Raw genomic sequence first — 17,630 nt, forward strand, 5'->3', positions numbered from 1 at the left:
TCGGTAGCAGATAATCGTTGACACGGATGAGAACACAAATAACAATCGTTCTCGTCTCATTTGCCAAATGGAAGATTCAGCATGTCGTTTCGCCCCCTTTCCTGGCTAGTAATGGCCGCCGCGGCCGTGGCCGTCTCCATGCCCCTGGTCGGCTGCAGCCCGGCTGACGAAGATGAAGTCAATCTCTACTCGGCGCGGCAGGAGAACCTGATCCAGCCCCTGCTCGAGCAATTCACCGAGGAGACCGGCATCAAGGTCAACCTGGTCACCGGCAGTGCCGACAGCCTGCTGCAGCGCCTGCGTCACGAGGGGCGCAATTCGCCCGCGGACGTGCTGATCACCGTGGACGCCGGCCGCCTGCACCACGCCCAGCAGGCGGGTGTGCTGCAGGCTGTGGAATCCGACACGCTGAACGAGAACATCCCCGAGCGCTATCGCGACCCCGAAGGCGAGTGGTACGGCCTGTCGCTGCGCGCGCGCCCAATCCTCTATCACAAGGACCGGGTCGATCCGGATGACCTGTCCACCTACGAGGCCCTGACCGACGAGCAATGGGAAGGCCGCATCTGCATCCGCTCGTCCGACAACGTCTACAACCAGTCGCTGGTAGCCGCGATGATCGCGACCGAGGGCGCGGAGGCTGCCGAGGCCTGGGCCGAGGGCATCGTGAACAACATGGCGCGCCGGCCGCAGGGCGGCGACCGCGACCAGATTCGCGCGGTGGCCGACGGGGTTTGTGATGTTGCGATCGCCAACACCTACTACCTGGGGCTGATGCTCGACGGCGACGGCAGCGACCGCGATGTCGCCGAACAAATCGGCGTCTTCTGGCCCAACCAGGACGACCGCGGTACGCACGTGAACATTAGTGGTGCGGGCGTGACGGCACATGCCCCGAACCGCGACAACGCCATCCGCCTGATCGAGTATCTCAGCTCGCAGGAGGCGCAAGAGTGGTACGCCGAGGCCAACCAGGAGTACCCGATCCGGGATGATGTGCCGGCCAGCGAGATCCTGCAGGGCTTTGGCGAGTTCAAGTCCGACGACATCGAGCTGCACCTGCTGGGCGACAACAACAGCGAGGCAGTGCGAATCATGGACCGCGTACGCTGGCGCTGATGCCCTTCGGGCCCACGCGTTTCGCAAGCCCCCGGCTCCGTCCGGGGGCTTGCTGTTTCTGCGAAGCCTTTAATGGGGAAGCGGTCTTGGTGGTATTCGAAACAAGAACCTTTATTATTCGCACTCCATGAGCGCCCAGCCCTCCAACCCAGCCCTGCCCGCTACGCGAACCATTTCCCGGGGCCGGCCGCGACTGTCGTTCAGTCTGTGGTCGGTCGTGGCGATCACGGTGGCGCTGGTGCTCGCGCTGCCGGTGCTGGTGATCTTCGGGCATATATTCATCCCCGCGGGCGAGGTCTGGGAACACCTGCGCCAGACGGTACTGGCCGATTACGTCACCAACTCCCTGGCCCTGCTGGTCGGCGTCGGCATCGGAGTGCTGCTGATCGGCGTCCCGGTCGCCTGGCTGGTCAGCATGTGCGAGTTCCCCGGACGCAGCATCTTCCAGTGGGCGCTGATGCTGCCGCTGGCGATGCCGGCCTACATCATCGCCTACACCTATACCGGCATGCTGGACTTCTCCGGGCCGGTGCAGAGCCTGATTCGTGACCTGACCGGGCTGGGCTACGGGGAGTACTTCTTCCCCGAGATCCGCTCGCTCGGCGGGGCGATGGTCATGCTGATGCTGGTGCTCTATCCGTATGTGTACCTGCTCAGTCGCGCGGCCTTTCTGGAGCAGTCGGTCTGTGTGCTGGAGGTCTCGCGCACGCTCGGTCAGGGGCCATTCGGCGGATTTCGCCGCGTGGCCCTGCCGCTGGCCCGCCCGGCGATTATCGCGGGGCTGACCCTTGCGCTGATGGAGGTGCTCGCGGACTACGGCACGGTCGCCTATTTCGGCATCAGCACCTTTACCACTGGCGTGTTCCGCACCTGGTACGGGCTGGGCGACCCGGCCGCCGCCGCGCAGCTCTCGGCGGTACTGCTGACCTTCGTATTCATCCTCATCGTGCTGGAGCGCTGGTCGCGCGCGAAGGCCCGCTTCCACCACACCAGCCGCCGCTATTCCACCCTGCCGCGCTATCGCCTGCAGGGCTGGAAGGCCGCGGCGGCGTTCACCGCCTGCCTGCTGCCGGTGGTGCTCGGGTTCCTGCTGCCCGCCGCGCAACTCTCGATCTGGGCGGCACAAACCACCGACCACTGGATGAACGCCCGCTTCGCGGAGCTGGTGTTCAACACCTTCTGGCTGGCGGTCGCCGCGGCCGTGATCGCGGTCGTTTTGGCCCTGGTACTGGCCTATGCCAAGCGCATGCAGGGCGGGACCTTTACCAACCTCGCCGTGCGCGTGGCAGGCATGGGCTACGCGATCCCCGGCACGGTGATCGCGATTGGCGTAATGATCCCGTTCGCCGCCTTTGACAACGCCCTGGATGGCTTCATGCGCGACACCTTCGGGCTGTCCACCGGGCTGCTGCTGTCCGGCACCGTGTTCGCCCTGCTGTTCGCCTACGCGGTGCGCTTTCTCGCGGTTTCGCTGCAGACCGTGGAAGCAGGCCTGGGCAAGATCCAGCCCAGCATGGACGACGCCGCCCGTTCGCTGGGCATGCGCCCGCTGCAGACGCTGACCCGCGTGCACCTGCCGATCATGCGCGGCACCCTGCTGACGGCGCTGTTACTGGTGTTTGTCGATGTACTCAAGGAGCTGCCCGCGACGCTGATCCTGCGCCCGTTCGACTTCAACACCCTTGCCGTGCGCGCCTTCGAGCTGGCCGGCGACGAACGGCTGGCAGAATCCTCCAGTGCCGCACTGGCCATCGTGCTGGTCGGCCTGGTTCCCGTTATCCTGCTGTCGATGACCATCGGTCGGTCGCGGCCCGGTCAGGGCGCGGCCAACCAGCGCCCGGACGCCGAGGCCGACGCGCCACAGAAACCGCTCCCCATGCCCGCCGGTACGACCTGACATGACACAAGCCGCTACTTCCAACGCCGCCATCCAGGTCACCCATACGCCGCTGCTGGAACTGGATAACATCGACATCGGCTACGACGGCACGGCCGTGGTGCACGGGGTCTCGCTGGCCCTGCCCGAGGGGCAGATCGGCTGCCTGCTGGGCCCCTCCGGTTGCGGCAAGACCACCCTGCTGCGCGCGATTGCGGGCTTCGAACCGGTGATGCGCGGGGTCATCCACTTGGGCGGGCGAGCCGTCAGCGAACCCGGACATACGGTGCCCCCGGAACGGCGCGGCGTCGGCATGGTGTTCCAGGATTTCGCGCTGTTCCCGCACCTGAGTGTCGCCGACAACATCGCCTTCGGCATCCGCGACTGGAGCCGCGATGCGCGCACCGATCGCGTGCAGACGCTGCTGAAGCTCGTTGGCCTGTCCGGGTACGGCGAGGCCTATCCGCACGCCCTGTCCGGTGGCCAGCAGCAGCGCATCGCGCTGGCGCGCGCCCTGGCGCCGAAGCCCGCGCTCCTGCTGCTGGACGAGCCCTTCTCCAGCATGGACGTGGAGCTGCGCGGTGACCTGGCCCGCGAGGTGCGGCGCATCCTGCGCGCGGAGCACACCACCGCGATCCTGGTGACCCACGACCAGCACGAGGCCTTTGCCTTTGCCGACCGCATCGCGGTGATCCACCAGGGTCGCATCGCACAGTGGGATACCGCGTACAACCTCTACCATCGCCCGGCCGACCGCTTTGTCGCGGACTTCGTTGGCGAGGGCACACTGATCCCCGGCATGGTCTGCACCGAGGATCGGGTCGACACGGCCTTCGGCGAGATCCAGGGTTCGATGTCCGAGCAGCTCCCGCCGGGCACCGCGGTGGACGTGCTGGTACGCCCGGACGATATCGCCATCGACAACGAACAGGGCACGGTGCAAACCGAGATCCTCGACAAGGCCTTCCGTGGGGCCGACTTCCTCTACACCCTGAAGCTCCCGGACGGGATCAGCGTGCTGTGCATTGCCCCCAGCCACGACAACTTCGTGATCGGAGAGCATGTGCGCCTGCGCCTGGACTTCACCCATCTGGTGGTGTTCTCGCGCGGGAGCGGGGTGGACTGCCCGAGCGTCTAGGGAAACATTGCCGGGGAACTCGTACCCGCGACGAGACACTGATAGGGACGCGCTCTTTGCCGAATCCACGCGGGTAGCCGGTATCATCGTTTCATGACCCTTTTCCCTCGCCCGCATCCGTTTTCCCTGTCACATGCGCACGCGGTTCGGCAGGTTCGATGGATCGGGATCCTCCTGGTGCTGCTGGCGTTTCCCCTGGCGGCCGACGAGGACGATGGCCCGGTACCGGGTCTGGTGCTGGAGGGCGGTACGGAGCTCCAGCGCGAGAACATTCGCAACAGCCTCAACCTGGCGCGCCAGCCCTGCGACCTGCCCGGCTTTCGCGAGCGCCGCCTGCTGCGCGACTCGGAACAGCGTGCCCAGAACGCCCTGCGCGCCGTCGGCCATTACGACGCGGAACTGGACCTGAGTCTGGAACGCGACGACGACGGCTGCTGGGACCTGCATCTGACGTTCGATCCCGGCCCCCCGACCACCGTGGAAACCGTCGACATCCAGATCACTGGCGAGGGGGTTGGCGATCTCGCGTTCGAGGCCGTTCTCAGCCAGACCGACATCCAGGAAGGCGATGTCCTGCGCCATGACCGCTACGACACCCTGCGCAACCGCATGACACGGATTGCCGCGGATCGCGGCTATTTCGACGCGGACCTGCACACCCGCCGCCTGGAGGTCGACCGCGAAAACCGCACCGCGACCATCCGCCTGCACATGGACACGGGGGATCGCTACCGCATCGGCCGGGTCACGCTGGACCAGGACATACTGGCGCCGGAATTCGTCGAACGCATGATCCCGTTCGAGGAGGGCGACCCCTACAGCTCCTCGCAGATCATCGCACTGCAGCGAAACCTGAACGACTCGGGGTACTTTTCCGGGGTACGGGTACGCCCCCTGCGCGACCAGGCCGAGGACCGCCACGTCCCGATCGTGGCCGAGTTCGAACCCCGTCGGCGGCACAGCTACGAGGCCGGCATCGGCTACTCCACCGACATTGGCCCACGCCTGCGCTTTCGTTTCGAGAACCGCTACGCCAACCAGCTCGGCCACCGCTATCACGCGGAGCTGGAGGCCTCGCCAGTACGCTCCGGCGTGGGCTTCAACTACGCCATCCCGCTGCGGGACCCGCTGCGCGAGCAGCTGAATCTGTTCACGACCTACCGCACCGAGGACACCGATACCCAGCAGTCCGACCGCTTCCAGATCGGGGCCAACCGCGTGCTGCAGCGAACCGGCGGCTGGCAGACCACCGAGGGCCTGCGCTACGAGTACGAGGACTACACCGTCGGCGAGGAAACAGACCGCAGCCGTCTGCTGATCCCGTCCTACCGCATCGGCCGCATGGAGGCGGACGACCCGATGACCCCGCGTCGCGGCTACCGCTTCGACATCACCGTGCAGGGGGCCCAGGAAGAGCTGCTGTCCAGCACCTCGTTCGCGCAGGTGCTGGCCAGTGGCAAGTTCGTACGTGCCATGGGCCCGGGACGGGTGCTGGCCCGCGCCGATGCCGGATTCACCGAGGTGGACTCGGTCCGCGACCTGCCCAGCTCCCTGCGCTTCTTCGCCGGCGGGGACGCCAGCATCCGCGGCTACGGCTACCAAACGGTCGGCCCGACCAACGAGGACGGCGACGTGATCGGCGGGCGCCACAAGGTGGTCGGCAGCCTGGAGTACGACATCCCGGTACGCGGCAACTGGAGCGCCGCCGCGTTCGTGGACGCCGGCAACGTCGTCAACGAATGGACCGAGTTCGACCCGGTCTACGGTGTCGGCATGGGCGTGCGATGGCGCTCGCCGGTGGGACCGATCCGCGTCGACATCGCCCACGGTCCGGACTCCGATGATGACTTTCGCATCCACTTCTCCATGGGACCGGACTTGTGAGGCGCCTGGGCAAAGCACTGCTGTGGCTGATCGGCGGGGTCCTGCTGCTCCTGGTCCTCGCAGTGGGGTCCGTGGTCGCACTACTGACTTCCGAGAGCGGCACGCGCTGGCTGGCCGAACAGGCCGAGCGGCACGCGCCCGTGGATCTGAGCATCGAACGTGTCGAAGGCACGCTGTTCACCGAGCTGACAATCCACGGTCTCTTTCTGTCCCTGCCGGACGGCCCCCGCATCGAACTGGACGAGGGCCGCCTGGGCATCGACGCCCGCGCGGGCCTGCGCGGCGAGCTGCGGATCCCGGTCGTTCACGCGACCGGGCTGCTGATTGACCTGCCACCCGAGGCGATCGATGACGACGAAGAGCCCTTCGAACTGCCCGATGCGATCCGCCTCCCGCTGGCCGTGCAGCTGGAGGATGTCCTGCTGAGTGACCTGCGGGTCTACCGCGAAGGCGAGCCTCTGGTCACCATCACGCAGATCGCGGCCCAGGCCCGCGCCAGCGGCGCCCTGATCGAACTCCAGCACCTCGCCCTGGACATGCCAGAGATCCAGGCACGATTACAGGCGCGGATCGAAACCGAAGGTGACTACGCGGTGAACGCCGAGGGCACCTGGACCGCACCCCTGCCGGACGCCGTGGCCGAAGGCCTCGACACCAACGAGGCACAGGGGCGACTGGAGCTGGACGGACACCTGCGTGAGCGCCTGCGGCTGCATCACGTCCTGAGCGCCGGCGTGGATCTGACCCTGCAGGCCGAGGTCGCCAACGCGCTGGAGGACCCGCGCTTCGACGTTGAGGCCACCTGGACCCCGTTCGCCTACCGCCTCGCCCCCGACCAGACCGCACATGTCGCCACGGGACGGCTGCGTGCTTCCGGCGAGCCCGACGACTGGTCGCTGGGCCTGGATGGCGGCGCCCGGCTGGACGAAATGCCCGCAGTCGAACTCGTGCTGCAGGCCCACGGCGATTTGTCCATGGCCGAGATCGAGACACTGAGGCTGGATTCCGGGGCTGGCCGGCTGACGCTCGCCGGACCCATCCGTTTCGACGAGGCCCTCGGCTGGGACCTGCAACTGGCGCTCGACGACCTCGACCCCACCCCCCTGGGTCTGGAAATGGACGCCGGCCTGGAACGCCTGCGGGCCGACCTGCAGGGCCACCTCCCGCTGGATACCGAACAGACACCACTCGCGGCCCTGGAAGCCGCGATCGACATCCACGAACTGCGAGGCCACTTCGAGGACCATGCCCTGACCGGGCAGCTGGGCCTGACACTCGCGGACGGGACGGCCCGCCTGCGCGAGAGCCAACTCAACGTCGACGAAGACGCCCTGACGGCTGCCCTCAGTGGCCAGGTCGCGGGGCTGGACGGGGACCTGGCCGATCCGGGGCACGCGCTGGATCTCGAAATGGATCTGGCACTGGCCGCACCGGATCTCGCTCGCCTGCAGGAAGAGCTGGAAGGCCACCTGGAGCAGCTGCGCATCGCCGTGTCGGGTCGCTACACCCCTGCCTCGGGACAGCTCCAGGCCCGGCTGTACCTGGCCCCCCTGCGGGCCGAAAGTCATGGCATTGGCGTGACCGGCGACGGGCGCGTGGACCTGACCGAGAGCGGCGCCCGGATCGATCGCCTGCGCCTGGCGATGGACGACGGCGGGGCTCTGGATCTGGCAGGGGACGTGGGCTGGGCCAAGGGTCTCGACTGGGACCTCGCACTGCAGGCCGAGGCGCTGGACCCGGCCATCATCACGCCCGAGGCGCCGGGCCGCCTCGACCTGACACTCACCACCCGCGGCCGGCAGGCCGAGGATGGCGTCCTGCAGCTGCAGGCCGAGCTGGAACGCCTGACCGGCACCCTGCGCGAGCAGCCGGTCGAAGGGCACGGACGGGCCGAGCTGGAAGGCGATGCCCTGACCGTCGAACAACTGGAGCTGGCGCTCGGCGCCAATACCCTGAGCGCACAGGGCCGCTGGACCGAGGCGCTGGATTTCCGCCTGCGGGTAGACGCCCCGGAACTGCACCAGTTATGGCCCGACCTTGCGGGACGACTGAACCTGGATGCGCACGTAACCGGGTCTCCCGAGGCGCCACAGATAGCGGCCGAGGGCGACGGTGCCGGGCTCCGGCTGGGGGATATCGCGCTGGCGCGGCTGCAGCTGAATGCCGAGGCCGGGCTCGCGGAAGATGCCCCCGCCCGGCTGGATCTGCGACTTGAAAACCTGGAACCGGCCACAGGGATTCAGCTGGCCAGCGTGCGCCTCGGAGCCACAGGGACCATTGATGATCATCGCCTGGATCTGGACGTGGACGGCCAGGACCTGGGGACGCTGACACTGGCACTGGCGGGGGGCTTCGACCTCGACACCACGCACTGGAGCGGCCGGCTGGCGCGGCTGGACCTGACGCAGCCCCAGGCGGGCGACTGGTCGTTGCCCGCCCCGGTCGCCCTGGAAGGCGGCCCGGAGTCCGCACGCCTCGAGCGCCTGTGCCTGACCCGGGACGGCGGGCGCATCTGCGCAGAAGGCCGCTGGCAGGAGGCGTCTGGTGGAGACTTCAGTGCACTGCTGGAGGACCTGGAGCTTGGCTGGCTGGAGCCCCTGTTGCCGCCTGAACTGGGCATCGAGGGGCAGATCAATGCCGAGGCCAGTGGTCGCCTGGATGACCAGGGGCGCATCGACGCAGACCTGGCCGTGCGCCCGACGGACGGTCGCCTGATGGTTCGCGACGAAGATGGGGAGCTGCAGGATGTGCCCTATCGCGATGCCCACCTCAATGCGCGGGTACGCGACCGCGACGTGGATGTCGATTTTCGGCTCGGCTTCCTCGATGGCGGTATCGCACGCGCGACACTCGAACTGCGCCCCGACGGCGACGATATGCGCATCGACGGCGACCTCGAGGCCCGCCTGGATGATCTCTCCTGGATTGCGGCGGCAAGCCCCGACATTCAGCGCCTTCGCGGCGTGCTCGATGCCCGGCTGACCTTCGGTGGACGCCTGGTCGCCCCGCTGGTCGAGGGCGCCGTGCGCTTTACCGACGGGGGCGTGCTGATCCCGGATGCCGGGATCGACATCCTGATCCCCGAGGTCACCGCCAACGTCGTCTCCGCCGAGGAGATGACCCTGGACGGGCGGCTGGAGTCAGGCGATGGTGCCATCGACCTCGCGGGTCGCGTGGACCTGGGGGACGATGGACCGCGTGCCGAAATGCAACTGCGTGGAGAAGACTTCCTCGCCGTGAATCGGGTGGACGCCGAGGCGACGATCACACCGGACCTGGAGCTGGTGTTCACCCCCGAGGATGGCATCCGCGTGCGCGGGGAGGTGCTGCTGCCCTGGGCACGGATCCGTCCGCCGGACCTGCCCCCGGGCGCGATCCGCGTCTCCGGAGACGAGATCATCCTGGGTGAGGAACTGGAAGAGGCGCAGGCGCTGAAGACGGATATCCGCATCCGGATCCGCCTGGGTGACGACGTGCGCTTTGACGGCCACGGGCTTACTGCCCGCTTTGCCGGCGAGGTGGATGTCGAGGAGATTGCCGGGCGCCCCACCCAGCTGTTCGGGGAGATTCGCATCCCCGAGGGGCGCTTCAATGCTTACGGACAGGATCTGCGAGTCGACCGCGGCATCCTGCTGTTCCAGGGGCCTGCGGAAACACCGGAACTGGACCTGCGCGCCGTGCGCACGGTACGCGAGTACAACGTAACGGTGGGCCTCGAGATCGGCGGCACCCCGGACAACCTGCGCTCGAGGGTCTTCTCGGAACCCGCGATGGACGAGACCGAGGCCATGGCATTCCTGCTGACCGGACGGCCCCTGTCGGGGGCGTCGGAGTCGGACGGCAACATGATCGCGTCGGCGGCCGCGGCCTACGGCCTGGAGCAAAGCGCGCTGATCACCCAGCGGATCGGGACGGAACTGGGGCTGGACGAGGTCACGATTGATACCGAAGGCGGTATCGAGGAGAGCGCCCTGACCCTGGGGCTGTATCTGTCCCCGCGCCTGCTGCTGCGCTACTCGGTGGGCCTGTTCGACAACACCTCGAGGGTGTTGCTGAGCTATGAGCTCAGCCGGCGGCTGACGCTGGAGACCTCCTCCGGCACCACCGAGCAGACCGTGGACCTGATCTACCGGATCGAACGCTAAGGCCGAATCCTGGTCCGGGGCCGGCCAGGGGCGTTACAGCTTCTTCACGCGTAACGGCCTGGTACGTGTCTAGCTAGCTCGATTCTCCGTTGTGGCGGATCACCTGCTGTATGCGCTGACGGATCTGGCTGCGATAGAGCTGTTCGTTGGGGATACCAATCAGCGGTTCGCCCACCGGATTCCCCTCGGCGTCAAAGGCCATGATGGTCGGGACCACACGCGCCCCGTAGGCACGGCCCAGCTCGTGACCGCGGCGCACCTCGCCGTCGAAGTCGCGCACCTCTTCGCGGTCGAGGATGACCTTGCGGATATGGATACCCTCGTAGCTCGCGTCCTCGCTCATCGGACCCAGGTGCTGGTGTTCCGCCCGGTCACAATAGGGGCAACTGGTCGACGCAAACATGATCAGGGTCGGCTTGCCGTCCCCATTCTGCGTCAGAGACTGCAGATCCGTGGCCCGCTCGATCCCGTGCGCGGAGGCGGCGCCAGACAGCAACATGCCCCCGAGCATCAAGACGACCGTCAGGCCGACCAGAAAGGTGTCCCTTTGTAGCTTGAGCGTATGCAGATTCATGATCAGTAGGGTCCTCCGGTTTTGGACTCAGTCTAGGACGAGAGGCTTAACCAAAGCTTAACGACCGCGCCGCGCCCCAACCACACGAGCAGAGCTCCACCGCCCTTCATAAAAAAGGCCCCGCCGAAGCGGGGCCTGATTCCCGGGCCATCGGACGAACCGATGGCCGGATACCGACAGCTATGGAGACCTTAGTCGGCGCGCTGACGCACGTCGGAGGTCACTTCCACGCGACGGTTGGCCTCGCGGCCTTCGCGGGTGGAGTTGTCGGCGGTCGGGCGTTCCTCACCATAACCCACGGTGCGGATATCATCTTCACGCACACCTTCGCTGGCCAGGAAGTCGGCCACGGACTGGGCGCGACGCTCGGACAGGCCCTGGTTGTAGTCGGCCGGACCGATGGTGCAGGTGTGACCCTCGACCAGCACCGAGCTGTACTCGGCGTCGTCGGCGGTCAGGCTGCGGGCCAGTTCACGCAGGGCATCGCGGCCTTCCGGACGCAGTTCGGCGCTGTCGAAATCGAACAGGGCCTGGGCGCTCAGCGTGGTGGTTTCAAACTCGGGCTCGGGCTCGGGCTCGGGCTCGGGGGCCGGATCCGGCTCGGGGGCCTCGGCGGTTTCCTGGATGTAACCGGCGCACTCGGAATGGCGGACGTTTTCCGGTGCCCAGGAACGGGTGCGCACGCACTCGCCGGAGCGATCCATTACGACATTGCCGCTACGGTCGGTGACGTTGGCCGCCGGCGGCTCCTGAGCCACTGCCTGGCTCGCGGTACCGATCAGCAGCGTGGCCACGGACGCGGCCAGAATATTCTTAACCAGCTTGTGATTCATGTTCATAGCCTCCTTGTAAAAACAAACGACGACTGATCAGAGACAAGCGCGTTGCCGAACGGTTGACTCCCGACCGGAATCTGGAGCAGCGAGCGCCAAGCCCTCTACAGCAGCTTGATAGTGGCACATGCTTTCCGGTTTTGCACGCATTCCAGTCAAGAATTGTATCGGCATCACAACGTTGTCACATTAAGGAAACACCTGCCTGCGATCAGGCGACTCCCTTCTTCTGTCTGGCTAGGGCAACCAACTGCCCATAAAAACGCCGACCTCACCAAGAACCTTGTTCCCTTAAGGACACACAGATTACTTGTGGGTTCCGGTGTACAAGAACAGGGCGACGCGCCCCAGACAAAAAGACCCCGCCGCAGCGGGGTCTCCTGTTGCTTGGCGTATCAAAAGGCCGAGCGGCTTACATCATGCCGCCCATGCCTCCCATACCGCCCATACCACCCATGTCGTCCATGCCGCCACCGGCACCGCCGTCATCCTTCTTCGGCAGCTCGGCCACCATGGCCTCGGTGGTGATCAGCAGGGCGGCCACGGACGCGGCGTTCTGCAGCGCCGAGCGGGTCACCTTGGTCGGATCCAGGATGCCCATCTCGATCATGTCGCCGAACTCGCCGGACGCGGCGTTGTAGCCGTAGTTGCCCTTGCCTTCCAGGACCTTGTTCAGGATCACGGAGGGCTCTTCGCCGGTGTTGTAGACGATCTGGCGCAGCGGCTCTTCCATCGCGCGACGGGCAATGTTCACGCCGGCGGTCTGCTCGTCGTTGTCACCCTTGAGCTTGGCGATCGCCGCGCAGGCACGCAGCAGGGCCACGCCACCGCCAGGGACCACGCCTTCCTCGACCGCCGCACGCGTGGCGTGCAGGGCGTCCTCGACGCGGGCCTTCTTCTCTTTCATCTCGACCTCGGTGGCGGCACCAACCTTGATCACCGCAACACCGCCGGCCAGCTTGGCCACGCGTTCCTGCAGCTTTTCCTTGTCGTAGTCGGAGGTCGCTTCCTCGATCTGGGCACGGATCTGGTCGACGCGGGCCTTGATGTCCTTGTTCTGACCCATGCCGTCGATGATCGTGGTGTTTTCCTTGGTCACCTGCACCTTCTTGGCACGACCCAGGTCTTCCACCGTGGTCTTCTCCAGCGACAGACCGACCTCTTCGGAGATCACCTGGCCGCCGGTCAGCACGGCGATGTCCTGCAGCATAGCCTTGCGGCGGTCGCCAAAGCCCGGGGCCTTCACGGCGGCAACCTTCACGATGCCGCGCATGGAGTTCACCACCAGCGTGGCCAGGGCCTCGCCCTCGATGTCCTCGGCGATGATCAGCAGCGGCTTGTTGGACTTGGCCACGCCTTCCAGGATCGGCAGCAGATCACGGATGTTCGAGATCTTCTTGTCGAACAGCAGGATGTAGGCGTCGTCCAGCTCGGCGCTCATGTTCTGCTGGTTGTTGATGAAGTACGGCGACAGATAGCCGCGGTCGAACTGCATGCCTTCCACGACATCCAGTTCGTTTTCCAGCGAGGAGCCTTCCTCGACGGTGATCACGCCTTCCTTGCCGACCTTGTCCATCGCATCGGCGATGATCTCGCCAATCGCGGTGTCGGAGTTGGCGGAGATCGAGCCGACCTGGGCGATCGCCTTGTGCTCGGTGCACGGCTTGGACAGCTTCTTCAGCTCCTGGGTCGCGGACTTCACGGCCTTGTCGATGCCGCGCTTCAGGTCCATCGGGTTCATGCCGGCGGTGACCGCCTTCATGCCTTCACGGACGATGGACTGGGCCAGCACGGTCGCGGTGGTGGTGCCGTCACCGGCAGCGTCGGAGGTCTGCGAGGAGACTTCCTTCACCAGCTGGGCGCCCATGTTCTCGAACTTGTCGTCCAGCTCGATTTCCTTGGCCACGGACACGCCGTCCTTGGTCACGGTCGGAGCACCAAAGGCCTTGTCCAGGACCACGTTGCGGCCCTTCGGACCCAGGGTGACCTTCACGGCGTTGGCCAGGGTGTTCACGCCCTTGGCCATGCGGGTGCGGGCGTCGTTACCAAAACGGACTTCTTTAGCACTCATGTCTCGTTCTACTCCTGCAAAAAATGGGGATAGGGGGCGGACCGCGCGGGGCTTAGCCCTCGATCACGGCCATGATGTCGTCTTCGCGCATCACCAGGACGTCTTCGCCTTCGACCTTGACCTCGGTGCCGGAGTACTTGCCGAACAGCACCTTGTCGCCGGCCTTCACGTCCAGGGCGCGGACTTCGCCGCTTTCCAGGATCTTGCCGTTACCGACCGCAACCACTTCGCCGCGAATCGGCTTCTCGGCTGCCGAGTCCGGGATCACGATGCCGCCGGGGCTGGTGCGTTCTTCTTCCATACGCTTCACGATGACGCGATCGTGCAAAGGCCGCAGGTTCATGGTGCGAACTCCTTATATCGATGTTCTTAACAGGTTGGAGGATGTCGGGTAGGCGCCCTGTTAGCACCCACCCCGAACGAGTGCTAATAATAGGGGCACACCAAGCCGAGTCAAGGGCACAAGAGGAGGAGAATTCTCAGCGGCGGTCGTCGTGGTCCAGGCGATCGTCGGGCGCGGACTCGTCACCGGCGTCGTGGCGACGGAACTCGCCCTCGATCGGGCCGCCCGGCCCGGCCGGACCCGAGCCACTCGTGCGTGCCCGGATCATGCCCCGACGCAGGATGCCCTCGGCCGCCCAGCGCCGCAGCGGCGGCACCAGCAATACAAAGCCCGCCGCGTCGGTGAAAAATCCGGGCAGCAGCAACAGGACCGCCGCCGACATCAGCAGCCAGCCCTCGACCAGCCCGCGCGCAGGCATCTCGCCGCGGGCCAGGCTCTGCTGCAGGCGCCGCCAGTGGTAGAACCCCTGCAGGCGAAACAGCAGCAGACCCGCCGCGGCCGTCGCGATCACCAGCGCCACCGTGGCCAGCGCCCCGACGGCGTCGCCCACCCAGGCGAAGCCGAAGATCTCGAGCAAGACCAACCCGAGAAAAACAAACAACGGGAGGAACGGGCTGCGCATGAATAACGGGTTCCAGACAAGAAGAGCAAAACATTGGAACACGCCCTCAAACCGCTGTCGAACAGCCCTCTTGGGGGCATGCCACCAGCGCTCATACTTGTTCTCTTTTTCCTTGCATTCGGGAGGGAATTGAGGGACGCTCTTGCCCGTCTTAACTGTGAACGTCTTCAGAAATCCGGAGCCCAGCCGCATGAGACCGCGCCGCATCATTTCCCTGCTCCCCGCCCTGCTGGCTGCCCTGCTCCTGCTGCTCCCGGGATTGGGCAGCGCTGGCGTGGAAGACCCACGTGATCCGAACCACCACTTCTTCGACCCGACCTTCGGCGACTTCCAGGAAGAGCTGGAAGAAGCTCGCGAGGCCGGCAAGAAAGGCATCCTGCTGTTCTTCGAGATGGATGACTGCCCGTTCTGCCATCGCATGAAGAATCAGGTCCTGAATCAGCCGGAAGTACAGGAGTATTACAAGGAGCGCTTCCGCATCTTCGCGGTGGATGTCGAGGGCTCGATTGAGGTCGTCACGTTCGAGGGCAATACCAAGACGATGATGGACTTCGCCACCCGCGATTTTCGGGTACGTGCAACGCCGGTATTCCAGTTCTTTAACCTGGAAGGCGAACCCATTGCTCGCTTCACCGGGGCCACCCGGGATGTCGACGAATTCCTGCTGCTGGGCGAATTCGTCGCCGAAGGGCATTACGAAGACGGGAATTTCACCCGCTTCCGTCGCGAACGCGCTGGACGATAGGTACTCCAATGCATCCAGGCCCTGCGGCGCCCCGAACGGCGCGGCTTCGAATCGCAACGCCCCTTCTGGCCAGTCTCGTCGCACTCGGCGTTGCGCTTTTTCCTGCCACCGGTGGCGCACTGGACACTCCGGCAGATGGCGTGATCGATCCCGAACCACTGCCCGACCCATTGCGACTGCAAAGCGCGCTGGCCGCGGTCGACGCCCTCCACCCCCAGGTCCGACGGGCGCGGGCGGAACGCGAGATCGCCGAACAGGAACTGGCCGGCACCCAGGCCGGGCGCGACGTCACGGTGAATGCGCGGCTGGAGGCTCGCTGGATCGAGCCCAACGACCTCGCCCCGGATCAGAGCCGCAACGACTCGCGGGCCACCATCGTCGCCCGCAAGCTGCTGAGCGACTTTGGCCAGTCGAACGCGCGCGAGGCCGCCAGTACCCAGCGCCTCGAGGCCGCCCGCGAGATGGAGGTCCTGGCGCACGCCCGGCACTCGCTGCATGTCATGGAGCGGTACTTCAACGTCCTGCTCGCCGACCTCGGTTTTGCCCGCGACACCGAGGCCATGGCGGCCGCATTCGTCAGCAAGGAGCGTGCGGAAGAACGCGCACAACGTGGACAGGTCTCGGATATCGAGGTCTTTCGCCTGGAATCGGAGTACCAGACCCTGCGCGTGCAGCGCCAGCGCGCCCTGCAGAATCAGCGCCGCGCCCGCGACGAGCTCGCCGAGGCCCTGAACCGCCCCGGCGAGCGCATTCGCACCGTGCTGGCACCCGCCCTGCCGCTGGATCTCCCGGAACTCCCGGGCCTGGACGACTTGATGGCCGAACTCGACAGCGCGAATCCGACCCTTGCCGCGGAGCGCCTGCAAGTGGAGGCCGCCGCACGTGGCGTGGATGCGGCCCGCGCCCAGCGCCGTCCACGTCTGTATGCGGAGGCCGAGACGGGCTATTGGAACCGCGAGTTTGGCGGTGATCGCAACCCCTTCGCCGCCGGGCTCGTGCTGGAAGTACCGCTGTACGAGGGGCGCCGCCAGGACAGCCGGGTCGGGCATGCGGTCGCGGCCCGCCAGCGCGCGGAGGCCGATCTGGGGCAGGCGCGCATCGAGGCCCGCAACCGGCTGCGCGAGCTTTATCACGAGGCCCAGGCCCTGCGAATGCAACGTGACGAGGCCGAATGGCGCATGGACTATCGCCAGCTGTATATCGACCGCGCCCGCTACCTGTACGACATCGAGGACCAGGCCGATCTCGGCGACTCGATGGTCCAGCAAAGCGCGGCGGCTTATTTCAATGCCCAGACCGAGTTCGAACTGGCCATGGTCTACGAGCGCCTGGCGCTGCTGACCGGCCGTAGCGACCTGAGCCCCTTCCGCCTGGCCGGCACGGCCATCGCGGAAGGGGACTAACGAATGCGCGCCCACGGGCGCCCCGAGGGAGAACACCCGATGTCCATCGATCGCCTGATCCCGGACACCCCAGGCCGACGGCTGCTGCTCTCGACGCTCGCTTGTTGTGCCCTGCTGATACTGCCCCCCGCGGGGTTGTCGGCCGACGACAACGGCGCATTGGAGGGCCAGCTGGACTGGGGCCAGACCTACCGCATCACGGCCCCGGTGGCCGGCAAGATCGAGGCGATCGAGGTCCGCCCGGGCGAGCATGTCGACCAGGACGCCGCCCTGTTCCGCCTGGATACGCGCAGGGTCGAGGCCGACCTGCGTGCCGCGCAGGCCGCAATCGAGCGCCTGCAACTGGAACTGGACGAGGCCAATCGCGAGGTCGAAAAGGCGGAGGACCTGTACGACCAGACCCTGATCGCCCTGCGCGAGGTGGAACTGGCACGCATCCAGCAGGCCACCGTCGCCGCGCGTCTGGCCGAGGCCCGCGCCCAGCGCGACCGGGCGCGCGCCGATCGCGACGACGCCACAATCCGCGCCCCGGCCAGCGGCCGCATCACGCGCATCGATGCCTCCCCCGGCCAGTTCGTGAATCCCGCCCTGGCGCCGGCCGTACTGGCGGTACTGGGATCGGGAGACACCATGCGCGTCCGCGCCCTGGTGGCACCGGAGCGTATCCAGTCGCTCAGCGAGGGGCAGGAGGTCACGATTACGGTTGGCGACTACGAGTTTTCTGGCACGATCGACCGGATCGGCTGGGAACTTGTAGGCAAAGACGACGATCAGGGATATCGGGTCGAGGCCGAATTCTCGCCGAGCGACGATGCCGTGCTGCGCCCCGGCCAGCCGGCCCGGATCGAACTTCGCACAAACTCCTGATGCCCAACAG

Annotated in this window: 13 protein-coding genes; 8 read left to right on the forward strand and 5 right to left on the reverse strand. The window is 66.4% G+C overall.

What is annotated here, in order from left to right; all coding sequences use genetic code 11:
* The first annotated feature begins 81 nt into the window (after positions 1 to 81).
* The 5 genes from F579_RS0107645 (at position 82) to F579_RS0107665 (ending at position 10,162) form a co-directional block, all read left to right on the forward strand.
* Positions 82 to 1,119: a Fe(3+) ABC transporter substrate-binding protein gene (locus F579_RS0107645; protein ID WP_019023724.1), complete on the forward strand. Its 1,038-nt coding sequence runs from the start codon at positions 82 to 84 to the stop codon at positions 1,117 to 1,119.
* 127 nt (positions 1,120 to 1,246) lie between these two features.
* Positions 1,247 to 3,016 (forward strand): iron ABC transporter permease, encoded by a 1,770-nt coding sequence (locus F579_RS0107650; RefSeq protein WP_038029734.1) that lies wholly within the window; start codon positions 1,247 to 1,249, stop codon positions 3,014 to 3,016.
* A gap of 1 nt (position 3,017) precedes the next feature.
* The gene (locus F579_RS0107655) at positions 3,018 to 4,133 is read left to right on the forward strand and encodes an ABC transporter ATP-binding protein (protein ID WP_019023722.1); all 1,116 of its coding nucleotides are present in this window, start codon (positions 3,018 to 3,020) and stop codon (positions 4,131 to 4,133) included.
* Between the two features lie 93 nt (positions 4,134 to 4,226).
* On the forward strand, positions 4,227 to 6,017 hold the full coding sequence (locus F579_RS0107660; RefSeq protein WP_051076685.1) for an autotransporter assembly complex family protein: 1,791 nt from the start codon (positions 4,227 to 4,229) through the stop codon (positions 6,015 to 6,017).
* Positions 6,014 to 10,162, forward strand: a complete 4,149-nt coding sequence (locus tag F579_RS0107665; protein WP_019023720.1) for a translocation/assembly module TamB domain-containing protein — start codon at positions 6,014 to 6,016, stop codon at positions 10,160 to 10,162. Before F579_RS0107660 ends, F579_RS0107665 begins: the two co-directional genes overlap by 4 nt.
* Positions 10,163 to 10,235: 73 nt before the next feature.
* On the opposite strand, the gene F579_RS0107670 is transcribed toward F579_RS0107665, so the two are convergent.
* The 5 genes from F579_RS0107670 to F579_RS0107690 form a co-directional block, all read right to left on the reverse strand.
* Entirely contained in the window at positions 10,236 to 10,736 is a 501-nt protein-coding gene (locus tag F579_RS0107670) for a thioredoxin fold domain-containing protein (protein ID WP_019023719.1), read from the reverse strand.
* 191 nt (positions 10,737 to 10,927) lie between these two features.
* Positions 10,928 to 11,569, reverse strand: a complete 642-nt coding sequence (locus F579_RS0107675; RefSeq protein WP_038029815.1) for an OmpA family protein — start codon at positions 11,567 to 11,569, stop codon at positions 10,928 to 10,930.
* A 412-nt stretch (positions 11,570 to 11,981) separates the two neighbouring features.
* The gene (gene groL, locus F579_RS0107680; protein WP_019023717.1) at positions 11,982 to 13,640 is read right to left on the reverse strand and encodes a chaperonin GroEL; all 1,659 of its coding nucleotides are present in this window, start codon (positions 13,638 to 13,640) and stop codon (positions 11,982 to 11,984) included.
* A gap of 52 nt (positions 13,641 to 13,692) precedes the next feature.
* Entirely contained in the window at positions 13,693 to 13,983 is a 291-nt protein-coding gene (groES, locus tag F579_RS0107685) for a co-chaperone GroES (protein ID WP_018139058.1), read from the reverse strand.
* Between the two features lie 136 nt (positions 13,984 to 14,119).
* On the reverse strand, positions 14,120 to 14,605 hold the full coding sequence (locus F579_RS0107690) for an FxsA family protein (RefSeq protein WP_018139057.1): 486 nt from the start codon (positions 14,603 to 14,605) through the stop codon (positions 14,120 to 14,122).
* A 190-nt stretch (positions 14,606 to 14,795) separates the two neighbouring features.
* Here F579_RS0107690 and F579_RS0107695 point away from each other — a divergent pair, with 190 nt between their 5' ends.
* From F579_RS0107695 to F579_RS0107705, 3 genes are all read left to right on the forward strand, one after another.
* Entirely contained in the window at positions 14,796 to 15,350 is a 555-nt protein-coding gene (locus tag F579_RS0107695; protein ID WP_019023716.1) for a thioredoxin family protein, read from the forward strand.
* Between the two features lie 140 nt (positions 15,351 to 15,490).
* Positions 15,491 to 16,753, forward strand: coding sequence for a TolC family protein (locus F579_RS0107700; RefSeq protein WP_019023715.1), 1,263 nt, complete (start codon positions 15,491 to 15,493; stop codon positions 16,751 to 16,753).
* A 39-nt stretch (positions 16,754 to 16,792) separates the two neighbouring features.
* On the forward strand, positions 16,793 to 17,620 hold the full coding sequence (locus F579_RS0107705; RefSeq protein ID WP_038029811.1) for an efflux RND transporter periplasmic adaptor subunit: 828 nt from the start codon (positions 16,793 to 16,795) through the stop codon (positions 17,618 to 17,620).
* The last annotated feature ends 10 nt before the right edge of the window (positions 17,621 to 17,630 follow it).

The organism is Thioalkalivibrio sp. ALJ21, assembly GCF_000378605.1.
GTDB lineage: Bacteria > Pseudomonadota > Gammaproteobacteria > Ectothiorhodospirales > Ectothiorhodospiraceae > Thioalkalivibrio.